This window comes from Achromobacter piechaudii NBRC 102461 (assembly GCF_001571245.1).
Classification (GTDB): domain Bacteria; phylum Pseudomonadota; class Gammaproteobacteria; order Burkholderiales; family Burkholderiaceae_B; genus Achromobacter; species Achromobacter piechaudii.
This window is the reverse complement of sequence record NZ_BCTK01000014.1, coordinates 140,836-154,478: the sequence shown is the minus strand read 5'-3', so window position 1 is coordinate 154,478 and position 13,643 is coordinate 140,836. Positions and strand designations below refer to the sequence as shown.

The following is a 13,643-nucleotide window of genomic DNA, read 5'->3' as shown; positions in this document are numbered from 1 at the left end:
CCCTTATCCCCATGCAAGATCCGTTCCACTTTTTCAGGAGTGCCCCGATGGTCCCGACCCGCCGTTCCTTTCTGCTTCGCGCCACCGCCGCCGCCCTCTTCTCGGCCGGCTTCGCCCTGCAACCGGCGCTTGCCGCCGATCCGATCAAGATCGGCCTGATCACCGCGCTGTCGGGGGAATCGGCCCGCGCAGGCGAAGCGCTGACGCGCGGCATGACGATCGCCATCGACGAGATCAACGCCAAGGGCGGCCTGCTCGATGGGCGCCAGGTCGTGCTGGTGCGCCGCGATGACGAAGGCAATCCCGCCAAGGGCATGGCCGCCGCGCGCGAACTGATCTTCAAGGAGAAGGTTGCCGTGCTGTTCGGCGGCCTGGACACGCCCGTGTCAATGGCGATCGTGCCCATCGTGAATCAAGAGAAAGTGCCCTTCATGGGCCCGTGGGCCGCAGGCACCGCCATCACGCAGAACAAGGGCAATCCGAACTTCGTGTTCCGCGTGTCGGCGATGGACGAAATCGTGGACAGCGCGATGGTCCAGTACGCGCAAAAGACGTTCCAAACCGCCAAGCCCGGCCTGATCCTGGTGAACAACCCCTGGGGCGAGTCCAACGAAAAAGGACTGAACGCCGCGTTGGCCAGCGCCAAGCTCACGGCGGCCGGCACCGAAAAATTCCAGCCCAATGACCTGGACGTGGTGCCGCAACTGAGCCGCCTGAAGGCGGCCGGCGCGGACACGCTGTTCCTGGTGGGCAACGTGGGCCCGTCGGCGCAGGTGGTGAAGTCGCTGGACCGCATGGGCTGGAAGGTGCCGATCGTCTCGCACTGGGGCCCCGCCGGTGGCCGCTTCACGGAGCTGGCCGGCCCCAACGCCAAGAATGTGCACTTCGTGCAGACCTACAGCTTCTTCGGCAAGCAAGGGCCGGTGGGCGACAAGGTGATGCAGGCGCTCAAGACCAAGTATTCCGACATCAAGGGCCCGCAGGACATCACCCCGGCCGTGGGCGTGGCCAACGCCTATGACGGCATGCAGCTGGCGGCGCTGGCGATTGCACAGGCCGGTTCGACCGATGGCGACGCGGTACGCCAGGGCTTCTACAAGATCGGCAAGTACGACGGCCTGATCAAGACCTACGAGCAGCCCTTCACGCCGGCCTCGCACGATGCGCTGCGCGAGAACGACTACGTGTGGACGCAGTTCATCGACAACCGCATCCTGCCCGTCAAGGGCGCGCAATAAGCGACGCGGTCAAGCGAACGAATCACGCGGGAGACGCGCATGTTGTTGATGTCCGCCATAGTCAGCGGCCTGGGTCTGGGAAGCATGTACGGGCTGATGGCCCTGGGCTTCTACCTGACCTACGCCGTGTCGGGGACGGTGAATTTTGCCCAGGGCAGTTCCATGATGTTGGGCGCCGTGCTGACCTACACGTTTGCGCAGACGCTGGGCTGGCCGCTTGCGCCCGCGCTGCTGCTGGCGCTGGTGTTGTGCGGCGTGTATGGCCTGGTGGTCGAGCGGCTGGCGGTACGGCCGTTCGCCAGCCGGGGCTCGAACGCGTGGCTGATGTCGACGGTGGCGCTGGGCATCGTGCTGGACAACGTCGTGATGTTCACGTTCGGCAAGGAACCGCGCAGCCTGCCGTCACCGCTGGCCCAGGCCCCGCTTGAAATCGGCGGCCTGGGGCTGGGCATCTACCCGCTGCAACTGCTGATCCCGCTGGTGGGCTTGGCGCTGGCGGCGGCGCTGCATACCTTGTCGCGCCGCACGCGCTGGGGCGTGGCGCTACTGGCGGTGGTGCAGAACCCGAACGCCGCGCGCCTCATGGGCATCCCCGTGCGCCACGCCATCATGGCCGCGTTCGCCGTGTCCACGTTGTTCGCGGGCGTGGCGGGCGCATTGGTCGCGCCCCTGTTCAACGTGCAGGCGGACATGGGCACGTTGTTCGGGCTGAAAGCCTACGTGGTCGCCATCCTGGGCGGCATCACCAGCGCCTGGGGCGTGATGATCGCGGGCCTGCTGTTTGGCGTGGTCGAAGCGCTGATCACCGTGGCGCTGGGCTCCGGATACACCCAGATCATCAGCTTCACGCTGGTGATCGTCATGCTGGCCGTGCGTCCCAATGGACTCTTCGGCCGCGCCGATGTCAGGAAGGTCTGATGAATAAGCGACTTGCATCGCGCTGGCTACCGCTGGCGCTCTATGCGCTGCTGGCCGTGGCCGCCCTGGTTTTGGCCGCCACCGTCAACGGCTACTACGTGTTCGTGCTGGGCAATGTGGCGTTGCTGGCGCTGGCCGGCATCGGCCTGAACGTGCTGCTGGGATTGACCGGGCAGATGTCATTCGGCCATGCGGGCTTTTACGCCATCGGCGCGTACACCGTGGCCATCCTGACGGGCCAGGCGGGTTGGAGCTTCTGGCTGGCCTGGCCGGCCGCAGCCGTCGTGGCGGGTGCGGCCGGCCTGTTGCTGGCCTTGCCGGCGCTGCGCGTCAAAGGGCCTTACCTGGCGATGATCACCATCGCGTTCGGCTTCATCGTGGAACACGCGCTGATCGAAGGCGGCGACGTCACGGGCGGCCAGAACGGCTTGATGGGCATTGTGCAGCCCTCGCTTGCCGGCATAGGCGGCGACCGGGGCGTGGCGATGCTGGCCATCGTTGCGGTGTTCGTGGCCTTGGCCGCGTATGCGCTGCTGTCGCGCGGAACCTGGGGCGCGGCGATGCGCGCGGTCAAGGACAGCGAGACCGCCAGCGAATCCATCGGCATCAATCCGCTAATGGTGAAGACCGTGGCGTTCATGGTGTCGGCAGCCGTGGTGGGCCTGGCGGGAGGGCTGTATGCGCCGCAGGCGGGCATGATCACGCCGCACAACTTCAACTTCATGCAGTCGATCCTGTTCGTGCTGGCGGTGACGCTGGGCGGCGCGGGGTCGCTGGCGGGCCCCTTGCTGGGCGCGGTGGTGGTGGGGCTGTTGCCCGAGCTGCTGTCCAGCCTTGAGGAATACCGGCTGCTGTTCTTCGGCGCCTTCCTGCTGGTGGTGTTGTGGGCCGCGCCGGATGGCGTGGCGGGCTTGCTGTCGCGCTGGCGTCGCAATGGCGCGGGCCAAGAGTTGGCCCCACGCGCAGGCGGCGGCATGTCGGCGGCCGGACGGGCGCGACGCGTGCTGCGCGCGGACGCGCTGACCATGACGTTCGGCGGCGTGCGCGCGGTGCAATCCGTTTCGTTTGACGTGCCCCCCGCGGCCGTCACGGCGCTGATCGGACCCAATGGCGCGGGCAAGTCCACCGTCATCAACATGCTCAGTGGCTACTACCAGCCCACGGCCGGCACAGTGGCGCTGGGCGACGCGCCGCTGGCCGCGCTGCCCGCCTATCGCGTGGCGCGCAGCGGCATCGGCCGCACCTACCAGACCTCGCAGTTGTTCGACACCTTGACGGTCGAAGACAACGTGGCGCTGGGCATGGTGCGCGGCCGGCTGGGCGGCTTGCTGGGCTCACGCCGCTACCTCGCGCCCGACGTGCGCGAACGCGCGCGCGCCCTGCTGGCGTTCTGCGGCTACGAAGGCGCGCTCAACGCGCCGGCCGCCGACCTGCCGCACGTGGATCGACGTCTGGTCGAGATTGCCCGCGCGCTGGCCACCGACGCCGACATCCTGCTGATGGACGAACCCGCCGCCGGTCTTTCCCGCGAGGACAAGACGCGCCTGGCCGGGCTGCTGCGGCGCATCGCCGATGCGGGCGCCGGCGTGCTGCTGGTCGAGCACGACATGGCGCTGGTGATGGGTGTCTCGGATCACATCGTCGCCATCGATGCGGGCCGCGAACTGGCTAAGGGCAATCCTGCGCAGATCCAGCAATCGCCCGCCGTGCGTCAGGCCTATCTGGGCGATGAGAGCGCGCGCAACGCCCCCACCGCGCGGCAGCGGCCGGCCGGCGCGACGCTGCCGCCCGAAGTGCTGGGCGTGGGCAATCTCGTCACCGGCTACGGCGCAAACCCGGTGCTGCATGGCATCGACCTGCAAGTTCGGCAAGGCGAGATGGTGGCGTTGCTGGGTGCAAACGGAGCGGGCAAATCGACATTGATGCGCACGCTGGCCGGGCTGCATCGGCCCGCGCAAGGCGGCATGCATCTGCAAGGGACCGAGCTCAACGGCCTGGCCGCCGACCGTATCGTCGCGCGCGGACTGGTGCTGGTGCCGGAGGGGCGGCAGGTGTTTCCCGGCTTGAGCGTGCTGGACAACATCCGTCTGGGCGCATTCCTGCATCCGCGCGACCGCGAGGCGCGCGTAGAGGAAATGCTGACGCGCTTCCCGCGCCTGCGCGAACGCCTGCATCAGCGCGCGGGCCTGTTGTCGGGCGGCGAACAGCAGATGCTGGCGATTGCGCGCGGGCTGATGTCCAAGCCGCTGATCCTGCTGCTGGATGAGCCGTCGCTGGGCCTGGCGCCCAAGATCATCGACGAGCTGTTCGAAGCGCTGGATCGCCTGCGCGCGGAATCCATGACCATTCTGCTGGTGGATCAGATGGCGGCGCTGGCCCTGTCGCTGGCCGACCGCGCTTATGTGCTGGAGTCCGGCCGCGTGGCGGCGCAGGGCACGGCGGCGGACATCGCGCAGGACGGCGCGCTGGCGCGCGCGTATCTGGGCGCGTAGCGGGCGGGAGAGGACGCGGCGCGGGCACGATCGCGCGTTGCAAACGCATCAGGATGGCGCGCAGCCTGTTCGCGCGTAGCGCCGCGCCGCTCTCGACGCGTCCGCAACATCGCCACCCGCTAGCCCGCGTCCGTCCCCAGACGCGTGCCCGCGCGCACGATGCCGCAACGCTTGTGCGCGCGCATCACCACGCCGACTTCACTGTTCAGCACGCCGTCCAGTTCACCCAGCCGGCGGGTCGTCACTTCCCACAGGTGCAGGCTGTCGCGGCACAACACGTGCCAGAACAGTTGCGAGGCCCCGCTGGTGCCGAACAGGCAGCGCGTGTGCGGGTCCAGCGCCAGATGCGCGGCCATCGCGTCCACGGCTTGCGGCCGCACCTGCACAGAGATCACCGCTTCGACCGGAAACCCCACCAGCGCCGGTTCGACCTCGACACGGAAACTCAGCGCCCGGCGCTCGACCAGATGGGAAAGCAGGCGCTGCGCGGTGGGCTCGCTGACGCCGGCCTGCTCGGCCAGTTCCGCCAGGCTGGCGCGCCCATCGCGCATCAGATGCGCCACCATGCGCGACTCGGCTTCCGTCAGCGCGGCGGGCGGTTGCGCTTGCGGTGCGTCGGCCACGGCATCGGGTTGCGCCTGGATGCGCCACTGGCCGGCACGACGAAAGGGCCGCAGCACCAGACGCGCTTCCACGTGTTCGACGCCGTCGATCGACGGCAGCACCCGCGTGACGACGTCCGGCATGTCGGCCGCATCGGTCAGGGTCAGTTCGGCCATCAGGTCGGCCGTCCCGGCCAGCGTCACGACCAGCTGGCTGATGTCCAGTCGCGCCAGCTGTTCCGCCACCTCGGGCACGCGGCCCGATCGGCAGCGCACCCATGCATGCAGCACCACGCCCTGGCCCATGACCAGCGGGTCCGGTTCGGCAATGACGCGCAGCGCGTCCGCGTCCATCAGGCGGCGAATGCGGCGCGCCACGGTGCGCTCGGCAATGCCGGTGGCCGCGCCCAGCTCGCGCCAGGACGCGCGCGGGTCTGCCTGCAAGGCGATCAGGCAGGCCAGATCGGTGTCATCGAGCGCTGGCATTAGGGGCTTACCCTTACTTGACGTGACTATATTCATTAATCTAACGTTCGCGCATTGATAAAAACACAAAATTAAACGGTCTTTTTGACCAAAAATAAATTCTTATTTTGAGGACGTCATGAGCAGCCCATCCGCAACCTTGCGCAGCAAGCAAGGGGCAAGCACCGCGCCCGACAGCGCAGCGCCCATTTCCCGGTCCCGCACCATTCTGGCCGGTAGTGTAGGCAATGCGGTCGAATGGTTCGATTGGACCATCTATGCGTCGTTCGCCATCTTCTTTTCCGGCCAGTTCTTTCCGGATGGCAACGAAACCACCGCGCTGCTCGCTACCTTCGGCATCTTCGCCGTGGGCTTTTTCATGCGTCCCGTGGGCGGCTGGGTGCTGGGCATCTTCTCCGACCGTTACGGCCGCAAAGCCGCGCTGGGACTGACGATTCTGATGATGGCCGGCGGCTCGCTGATCATCGCCATCACCCCCACCTACGCCACCATCGGCCTGGCCGCCCCGCTGCTGCTGACCGCCGCGCGCCTCTTGCAAGGTTTGTCGCTGGGCGGAGAGTATGCCTCGGCCACGACGTTCCTGGCTGAAATGGCGCCGCCTGAAAAGCGCGGCTTCTATTCCAGCTTCGTGTTCTTCAGCGCCGCCGTCGGCATCCTGGCCGCCTCGGCCGTGGGCTGGATCCTGACGACCACGCTGACCAAGGCCGACATGGCCGCGTGGGGCTGGCGCATCCCCTTCCTACTGGGCGCCCTGGGCGGCCTGGCGGGCATGTGGATTCGCCGTTCGGTGCCGGAAACCGAAGCGTTCTCGCACGCCAAGCAGGCTGGCGTCGAAAAGCAGCCGCTGCGCACCCTGCTGCGCGACCACCCGCGTGAAGTGCTGCGCATCGTGGGCTTCTCGGTGCTGACCACGTTCGCGTTCTACATCTTCGTGGCCTATGTGCCCACCTACGCCATCCGCCAGGTCGGGGCCGATCCCAAGACCGCATTCGCCGCCAACACCGTGGCGTTGATCGTGTTCATGCTGGTGCAGCCGCTGTTCGGCATCCTGTCCGACCGCATCGGCAGAAAGCCGCAGCTGATCTTCTTCGCAGCCGGCTACCTGGTGTTCTTCTATCCGCTGATGACCACGCTGGGCCCGTCCTTCGGTTCGATCCTGGCGGTGGAGCTGTTCGGCCTGGTGCTGTATGCCATGTACACCGCGATTGCGCCGGCCATCATGTCGGAGCAATTCCCCACCAGCGTGCGCGCCGTCGGTATCGGCACCCCGTACAACCTGGTCGTGGCCTTGCTGGGCGGAACCACCCCTTATCTGCTGACGTGGCTGCAAAGCAAAGGCATGGAACGCTGGTTCTTCTATTACGTGCTGGCGGGCGCCGTGATCACCTTGATCACCTTCATCCGCATGCCCGAAACGCGTGGCCAGACGCTGAAATAAGCGCGATGCACGCCTAGCAAACGCTTTCCGGTTCCCTTGGGGCCGGAAAGCTTTTCCTTTTTCAAGAGACCCATGCCCGCACAAGACCACACCGACCTGCATTTTCGAGACGCTCGCGAACTTGCGCGCGCCATCCGTGACGGCGAACTGAGCGCCCGCCAGGTCACGACGCATTTCCTGGACCGCATCGAACGCGCCGCGCCCTTGGCCGCCTTCAGCGAAGTCACCGCTGAACGCGCACTGGCGCAGGCCGACGCGGCCGACCGCCTGCGGGACGCGGGCATGCTGCTGGGCCCCCTGCACGGCGTGCCGGTGGCGGTGAAGGACAGCCTTCAATGGCAGGGCATCGCCACCACCGGTGGCTCGCAGACCCGGCGCGGCGTCATCAGCACCGAGACCGCGACGGCGGTGCGCAGGCTGGCGGCTCAGGGCATGGTGATCCTGGGCAAAACACGCATGACGGAATTCGCGTTCGGACTGTCCGGACAGAACCCCACGCAGGGCACGGCGCGCAACCCCTGGGATGCGAAGGTCGCGCGCGCGCCGGGCGGTTCGTCCAGCGGCGCGGGCGTGGCAATGGCGGCAGGGCTGACCGCGATTGCGCTGGGCGGGGACACGGGCGGCTCGGTGCGCGCGCCGGCCGCGCTGAACGGCGTGGTGGGCTACAAGCCGTCCTCGGGCCTCATCAGCCGCGCAGGCTGCCTGCCGCTGTCGGACACGCTGGACGTGCTGGGCCCGCTTTCCCGCAACGTGGCCGACGCCCGGCTGCTGACGCAGTTGCTGGCCGGTCCGGACGTGGACGATGCGGCCACACTGGCCTTGCCCGCTTCCTGCGTCACCGCGCTGCGCCATCCCGCCCCGCGCCGCGCCGCCGCCGTTGCCGTGCTGGCCCCGCAGGCGTGGCCCGCGCAGCTGTCCGATGCCGGTCTGGTCAGTTGGCACCAGGCGCAGGAGCATCTGGCGCAGGCCGGCTTGACCCCCACCGCCTGGCACCCGCCCGCGTCGCTCTCGTTCGAGCGCATGGCCGATGACAACTCCGTGGTGCTGGCCTACGAGGCCTATCGCTATTACGGCGCGCTGGCCGAAAACCCCGCCGCACCCTTATGGGAAGTGGTGCGCGCGCGCATCGCGGCGGGTGGCCGCATCGCGCAAGCCGACTACGAAGCGGCGCTGGTCCGCCGCCAGGCCGACATGGCGGCCTTCGCCGCGGCAATGCAGGGGTTGGACGCGCTGCTGATGCCGGCATGCGACCAGGCGGCGCAAGCGCTGGACGCGCAAGACGTGCGCCATGTGGGCCTGGGCAAGCTGCTGCGCCCGGCCAACTTCCTGGGCGCGGCCGCCATCGCGTTGCCCGCTGGCCTGGACCCGGAAGGCATGCCCATGGCCGTGCAACTGCTCTCCCCCGCAGGCGGCGACGCCGCCATGCTGGACTGCGCGGCGGCGCTTGCGCCCGTGCTGGCGCCCACGCCGCTGAGGCCCGATCTGTCGGCCTGGGGCCTGTAGAACGCAGCGCTGCGCCGAACCAACGTGCTCGGCCGCGTCAAAAAAAATGCCCCTGCCAATTGCTGGCAGGGGCATTTTTCATGAAAGAGCCGCTTTACAGCGCCTTCTTCAGTTCCTGGACCTTGTCGGTCGCTTCCCACGAGAATTCCGGCTCGGAACGGCCGAAGTGGCCATAGGCGGCGGTCTTCGCGTAGATCGGGCGCAGCAGGTCGAGCATGTTGACGATGCCCTTGGGGCGCAGATCGAAATGTTCGCGCACCAGCTTGGCGATCTGGTCGTCGGGGATGACGCCCGTGCCTTCGGTGTAGACGGTGATGTTGATGGGTTCGGCCACGCCGATGGCGTAGCTGACCTGCACCTGGCACTGGCGCGCCAAACCGGCGGCCACGATGTTCTTGGCCACGTAGCGCGCGGCGTAGGCGGCCGAACGGTCAACCTTGGACGGATCCTTGCCCGAGAACGCGCCGCCACCGTGCGGGCATGCGCCGCCGTAGGTGTCGACGATGATCTTACGGCCGGTCAGGCCGCAATCGCCTTGCGGGCCGCCGATGACGAAGCGGCCGGTCGGGTTGACCAGGAACTTCGTTTGCGGGGTGATCAGGCCTTCCGGGAAGCTGGGCTTGATGATGTCTTCAATCACCGCTTCACGGATGGTTTCCTGCGTGACTTCCGGCGCGTGCTGGGTCGACAGCACGACGGTATCGACTTCAGCCGGGCGGCCGTCGATGTAGCGGAACGTCACCTGGGACTTGGCATCCGGACGCAGCCACGGCAGGCGGCCATCCTTGCGCAGTTCGCTCTGGCGCTGCACCAGGCGGTGCGCGTACCAGATCGGGGCGGGCATCAGGTCGGGCGTTTCGTCGCAGGCATAGCCGAACATCAGGCCTTGGTCGCCCGCGCCCTGGTTCAGATAGTCTTCCGAGCTGCGGTCGACGCCTTGGGCGATGTCGGGCGATTGCTTGTCGTAAGCAACCAGCACGGCGCAACCCTTGTAGTCGATACCGTATTCGGTGTTGTCGTATCCGATGCGGCGGATGGTGTCGCGCGCAACCTGGATGTAATCGACGTTGGCGGTGGTGGTGATTTCACCGGCCAGCACGACCAGGCCCGTGTTGCACAGCGTTTCGGCTGCAACGCGCGCGTTGGGGTCCTGCGTGAAAATGGCGTCGAGGATCGAATCGGAAATCTGGTCGGCAACCTTGTCGGGATGCCCTTCAGAAACGGATTCGGAAGTGAAGAGAAAGTCGTTATTGGCCACAGATGCGTCCTTGGTGTCCGGCCTTGCCGGCGCAGAGGTTCACGAGGCGCGTTGCACCCCGGACTGCATGAATGCGCGATCTGGGCGCGACGCTTTAGCGGATTTGGCAAAGGCGGCGCAATGCGCTGTGCCCCTGCCGTCGCCCCGCAAGTTGTCGGTTAACTCGGCGACTGAGCGGATTTTAAGCGAAAATGCCGTTCTTATGCTCGCGGCGGGGGTGTATACATATTCCCGATTACCGGCATAACCCTGCCCGTCCTTACCTATTTGCTGAATGCTGCTCGCCCTGTTCCGACTCTTCGCTGCCTTGCCGCTACCCATTGCGCACGCCCTGGGCCGCGCGGCGGGGCTTGCCGTGTACGCCTGGCCCGGCAAGTATCGGCGCCGTCTTCAGGCCAACGCTGCCCAGGCCGGCTACCCCGGCGCCGCGTTCGCGCGCCGCGCTGCGGCGGAGACCGGCGCGATGATTCTTGAGAACCCCCGCGTCTGGTTCAGGAACGAGCAAAGCCTGGCGCAAGTCGTGTCCGACGACAACGACGTGGTCGACACGGCGCGCGCGGAAGGACGCGGCATCCTGTTCCTGACCCCGCACCTGGGCTGCTTCGAGATCACCGCGCGCTACCTGGCGCGCCAGATGCCCATGACGGTGATGTTCCGTCCCCCGCGCAAAGACATCCTGGCGCCCTTGCTGGAGACGGCGCGCAACAGTTCCGCCGTCAACGCCGTGCCGGCCACCATGCAGGGGGTGCGGGAATTCGTGCGCGCGCTGCGGCGCGGCGAGTCGGTGGGCATGCTGCCCGACCAGGCTCCCAGCGTGGGCGACGGCGTGTGGGCCCCGTTCTTCGGGCGGCTGGCCTACACCATGACGCTGCCCAGCAAGCTGGCCACGCAAACGAACGTGCCCATCATCCTGACGGCGGGCGAGCGCCTGCCACGGGGCAAGGGCTGGCGCATTCATTACGTGCGCGTGCCCGAACCGCTGCCGGCCGATCCCACCGCGCAGGCCGCGCTGATCAACGCCGCGATGGAAACGCTGATCCGCCGCTGCCCGCAGCAATACCTGTGGAGCTACAACCGCTACAAGACCCCGCGCGGCGCGCCCCCCGCCCCCGATGCCGACGCCGCTGCGTCCGCTCGCTGACACCTTTTCGCCGCCCGGTCACTCCCCGACACGATGACAGATTCAAAGACGCGCACGCTGGTTTCCCTGTTGAAATGGTTCGGCCGCATCAAGCCGTCAACGCGCTTGCGCATTGGTGCCGTGCTGGGCTGGCTGGCGCCCCGGCTGGCGAAATCGCGGGCGCGCATCGTGCGACGCAATCTTGAACTCTGTTTTCCCGACCAGCCCGAATCCGTGCGCGAACAATGGCTGGCGCAGCATTTCCGCGCGCTGGCCCAATCCATCGTCGATCGCGGCGTGCTCTGGTACGGCACGCCCGAGGCCATCAAGGACATGGTCACGCAAAGCGGCGCGGAACGCATCAACGAGCTGACCGCCCAGGGCCGCTCCGTGATCTTGCTGGCGCCGCACTTCATCGCGCTGGACGCGGCCGCGACGCGCCTGACCATGGAAGTGCCCAGCGCCGCCACCATGTACACGCCGCAAAGCGATCCGCACATCGATGCGGTCGTGGCCGCCGGGCGGGCGCGCTTCAACGAAGTTTTCCTGGTCAGCCGCAAGGATGGCGTGCGTGACCTGATCCGTCACCTGCGCGCGCCCCGGCCGGTCTATTACCTGCCCGACATGGACTTCGGCCGCCAAGGCTCGGTCTTCGTGCCCTTCTTCGGCGTAGAGGCCGCCACGTTGCTGGCCACGGCCCAGCTGGCGCAGAAATGGAATGCGGCGGTAGTGCCCATCGTCGGATTCTGGAATCCCGAGACAGGCCGCTACCATGTGGACGTGATGCCGCCGCTCGAAGATTTTCCCGGCGACGCATCGTTGGAAGACGCCACCGCCCGCTTGAACCGCGAGCTGGAATCCTGGGTGCGCCGCTGCCCCAGCCAGTACTACTGGGTGCACCGCCGCTTCAAGACACGCCCGCCCGGCGAAGCCAAGCTCTATTGATCCGGCCCGGCTGTCCACGCCCGAATAATGGGCGATAATCCAGCGATGAACTGGAACTTCACCAAAATGCATGGCGCGGGCAACGATTTCGTCGTGCTCGACGGGGTCCGCCAGACCATCGAAATGACGCCCGAGCGCGCGCGCGCCCTGGGCGATCGGCACTTCGGCATCGGCGCCGACCAGATCCTCGTGGTTGAGCGCCCCACCGTCGCCGACGCCGATTTCCGCTATCGCATTTTCAATTCCGACGGCAGCGAAGTCGAACACTGCGGCAACGGCGCGCGCTGTTTCGTGCGCTTCGTGCATGAACAAGGGCTGTCCGACCGCAACCCGCTGCGCGCGCAAATCGCCACCGGCATCCTGGTGCTGGACGAAGGCGACGACGAACAAGTCACGGTCGATATGGGCAGCACCCGTTTCGAACCCGAAGCCCTGCCCTTCGACACCGCCGGCCTGGCCTCGATGCGCGAAGGCGAAGACACCCTCTGGGAACTTGACCTGGACGCCCCCGACGGCGTGCCCGCCAAGGTCTGGCTGTCCGCCGTGGCCATCTCCAATCCGCATGCGGTCCAGGTCGTGGACAACGTCGACACCGCGCCCGTCGCCATCCAGGGCCCGCTGATCGAAACCCATCCGCGCTTCGCCCGCCGCGTCAACGCCGGCTTCCTGCAAGTCATGGATCGCCACAACGTCCGCCTGCGCGTCTTCGAACGCGGCGCGGGCGAAACGCTGGCCTGCGGCACGGGCGCCTGCGCCGCCGTCGCTGCCGGCATCCGCCGCGGCTTGCTGGAATCGCCCGTGCGCGTGCAAACCCGTGGCGGCGTGCTCACCGTCGCCTGGAACGGCGACCAACTGCGCATGACCGGCCCGGCCGAATCCGTGTTCACGGGGCAAGTCGACATCGACAAGCTCGTCTTCTCCATGGCGCTGAACCGCTGACCCTATGACTGATACCGCTTTCACCGCCCACGACATCGCCGCATTCCTGCAAGACCACCCCGGCTTCTTCGATGAACATGCCGACGTGTTCGCCACCATGCAGGTGCCGCACCCGCACGGATCGCGCGCCATCTCGCTGGGCGAACGCCAGATCCTCACGCTGCGCGAACGCAACCGCGAACTGGAATGGCGCTTGAACGAACTGGTGCGCAACGCCACCGCCAACGAAAGCATCGGCACGCATGTCGCCAAGTGGTGCAGCCGCCTGCTGTCCGAGAACGACGCGCAGCGCGTACCCGGCGAAATCGCGTTGGGTCTGGCCGAGCAGTTCGACCTGAACCACGTCGCGCTGCGCCTGTGGAACCTGTCCGAGCTGCCGCCCACCGGTTACGGCGAACCCGTCTCGCAAGACGTGCGCACTTTCACCGACAGCCTGAAGACGCCGTATTGCGGCACCGACACCGACTTCGAAGCCGCTGGCTGGCTCGACAGCAAACCCAAGTCGCTGGCGCTGGTGCCGTTGCGGCTGGAAGCCGACGGCGCGGCCGTGGGGCTGCTGGTGCTGGGCTCCGACGACCCTGAACGCTTCACGCCTGAAATGGGCACGGCTTTCCTGGAATCCATCGGCCAACTGGCCTCGGCCGCGTTGCATCGATTGAACCCGGCCTCGCCCAAGGCCTAGCGCCACGACAGGGCGAGCGGAC

Annotated in this window: 11 protein-coding genes; 9 read left to right on the top strand and 2 right to left on the bottom strand. The window is 67.3% G+C overall.

Translation table 11 applies throughout. The features are described 5' to 3' along the window. Positions 1 to 47: 47 nt before the first annotated feature. The 3 genes from API01S_RS25425 to API01S_RS25415 are packed head-to-tail and all read left to right on the top strand — an operon-like array spanning position 48 to position 4,648. On the top strand, positions 48 to 1,238 hold the full coding sequence (locus tag API01S_RS25425; protein WP_061306463.1) for an ABC transporter substrate-binding protein: 1,191 nt from the start codon (positions 48 to 50) through the stop codon (positions 1,236 to 1,238). 39 nt (positions 1,239 to 1,277) lie between these two features. Continuing rightward, entirely contained in the window at positions 1,278 to 2,156 is an 879-nt protein-coding gene (locus tag API01S_RS25420) for a branched-chain amino acid ABC transporter permease (RefSeq protein WP_006216388.1), read from the top strand. After that, a complete protein-coding gene (locus API01S_RS25415) occupies positions 2,156 to 4,648 on the top strand; it encodes a branched-chain amino acid ABC transporter ATP-binding protein/permease (protein WP_061306462.1) in 2,493 nt (830 codons plus the stop codon). The genes API01S_RS25420 and API01S_RS25415 overlap by 1 nt, the downstream gene beginning before the upstream one ends. Positions 4,649 to 4,767: 119 nt before the next feature. On the opposite strand, the gene API01S_RS25410 is transcribed toward API01S_RS25415, so the two are convergent. Next, a complete protein-coding gene (locus API01S_RS25410) occupies positions 4,768 to 5,772 on the bottom strand; it encodes an Lrp/AsnC family transcriptional regulator (RefSeq protein WP_061306461.1) in 1,005 nt (334 codons plus the stop codon). An 82-nt stretch (positions 5,773 to 5,854) separates the two neighbouring features. Between API01S_RS25410 and API01S_RS25405 the strand changes: the two genes are divergently transcribed. Both API01S_RS25405 and API01S_RS25400 read left to right on the top strand, forming a co-directional pair. Beyond that, positions 5,855 to 7,174, top strand: coding sequence for an MFS transporter (locus tag API01S_RS25405; protein WP_006216392.1), 1,320 nt, complete (start codon positions 5,855 to 5,857; stop codon positions 7,172 to 7,174). Positions 7,175 to 7,246: 72 nt separating this feature from the next. Beyond that, positions 7,247 to 8,677 (top strand): amidase, encoded by a 1,431-nt coding sequence (locus API01S_RS25400; protein ID WP_061306460.1) that lies wholly within the window; start codon positions 7,247 to 7,249, stop codon positions 8,675 to 8,677. 94 nt (positions 8,678 to 8,771) lie between these two features. Here API01S_RS25400 and metK read toward each other — a convergent pair whose 3' ends face one another. Next, positions 8,772 to 9,935 (bottom strand): methionine adenosyltransferase, encoded by a 1,164-nt coding sequence (gene metK / locus API01S_RS25395; protein WP_046802994.1) that lies wholly within the window; start codon positions 9,933 to 9,935, stop codon positions 8,772 to 8,774. 274 nt (positions 9,936 to 10,209) lie between these two features. Between metK and API01S_RS25390 the strand changes: the two genes are divergently transcribed. Genes API01S_RS25390 through API01S_RS25375 form a run of 4 tightly spaced genes read left to right on the top strand, consistent with a single transcriptional unit; the run spans position 10,210 to position 13,621 of the window. Next, complete coding sequence (locus API01S_RS25390; protein ID WP_050728453.1) at positions 10,210 to 11,076, top strand: lysophospholipid acyltransferase family protein; 867 nt, start codon at positions 10,210 to 10,212, stop codon at positions 11,074 to 11,076. A 33-nt stretch (positions 11,077 to 11,109) separates the two neighbouring features. Beyond that, positions 11,110 to 12,000 carry a lysophospholipid acyltransferase family protein gene (locus tag API01S_RS25385; protein ID WP_006216397.1) on the top strand — a complete coding sequence of 297 codons (891 nt, stop codon included), beginning with the start codon at positions 11,110 to 11,112 and terminating at the stop codon, positions 11,998 to 12,000. 27 nt (positions 12,001 to 12,027) lie between these two features. Next, entirely contained in the window at positions 12,028 to 12,939 is a 912-nt protein-coding gene (dapF, locus tag API01S_RS25380) for a diaminopimelate epimerase (protein WP_050728452.1), read from the top strand. Between the two features lie 4 nt (positions 12,940 to 12,943). Continuing rightward, positions 12,944 to 13,621 (top strand): DUF484 family protein, encoded by a 678-nt coding sequence (locus API01S_RS25375; RefSeq protein ID WP_006216399.1) that lies wholly within the window; start codon positions 12,944 to 12,946, stop codon positions 13,619 to 13,621. Positions 13,622 to 13,643: the final 22 nt, after the last annotated feature.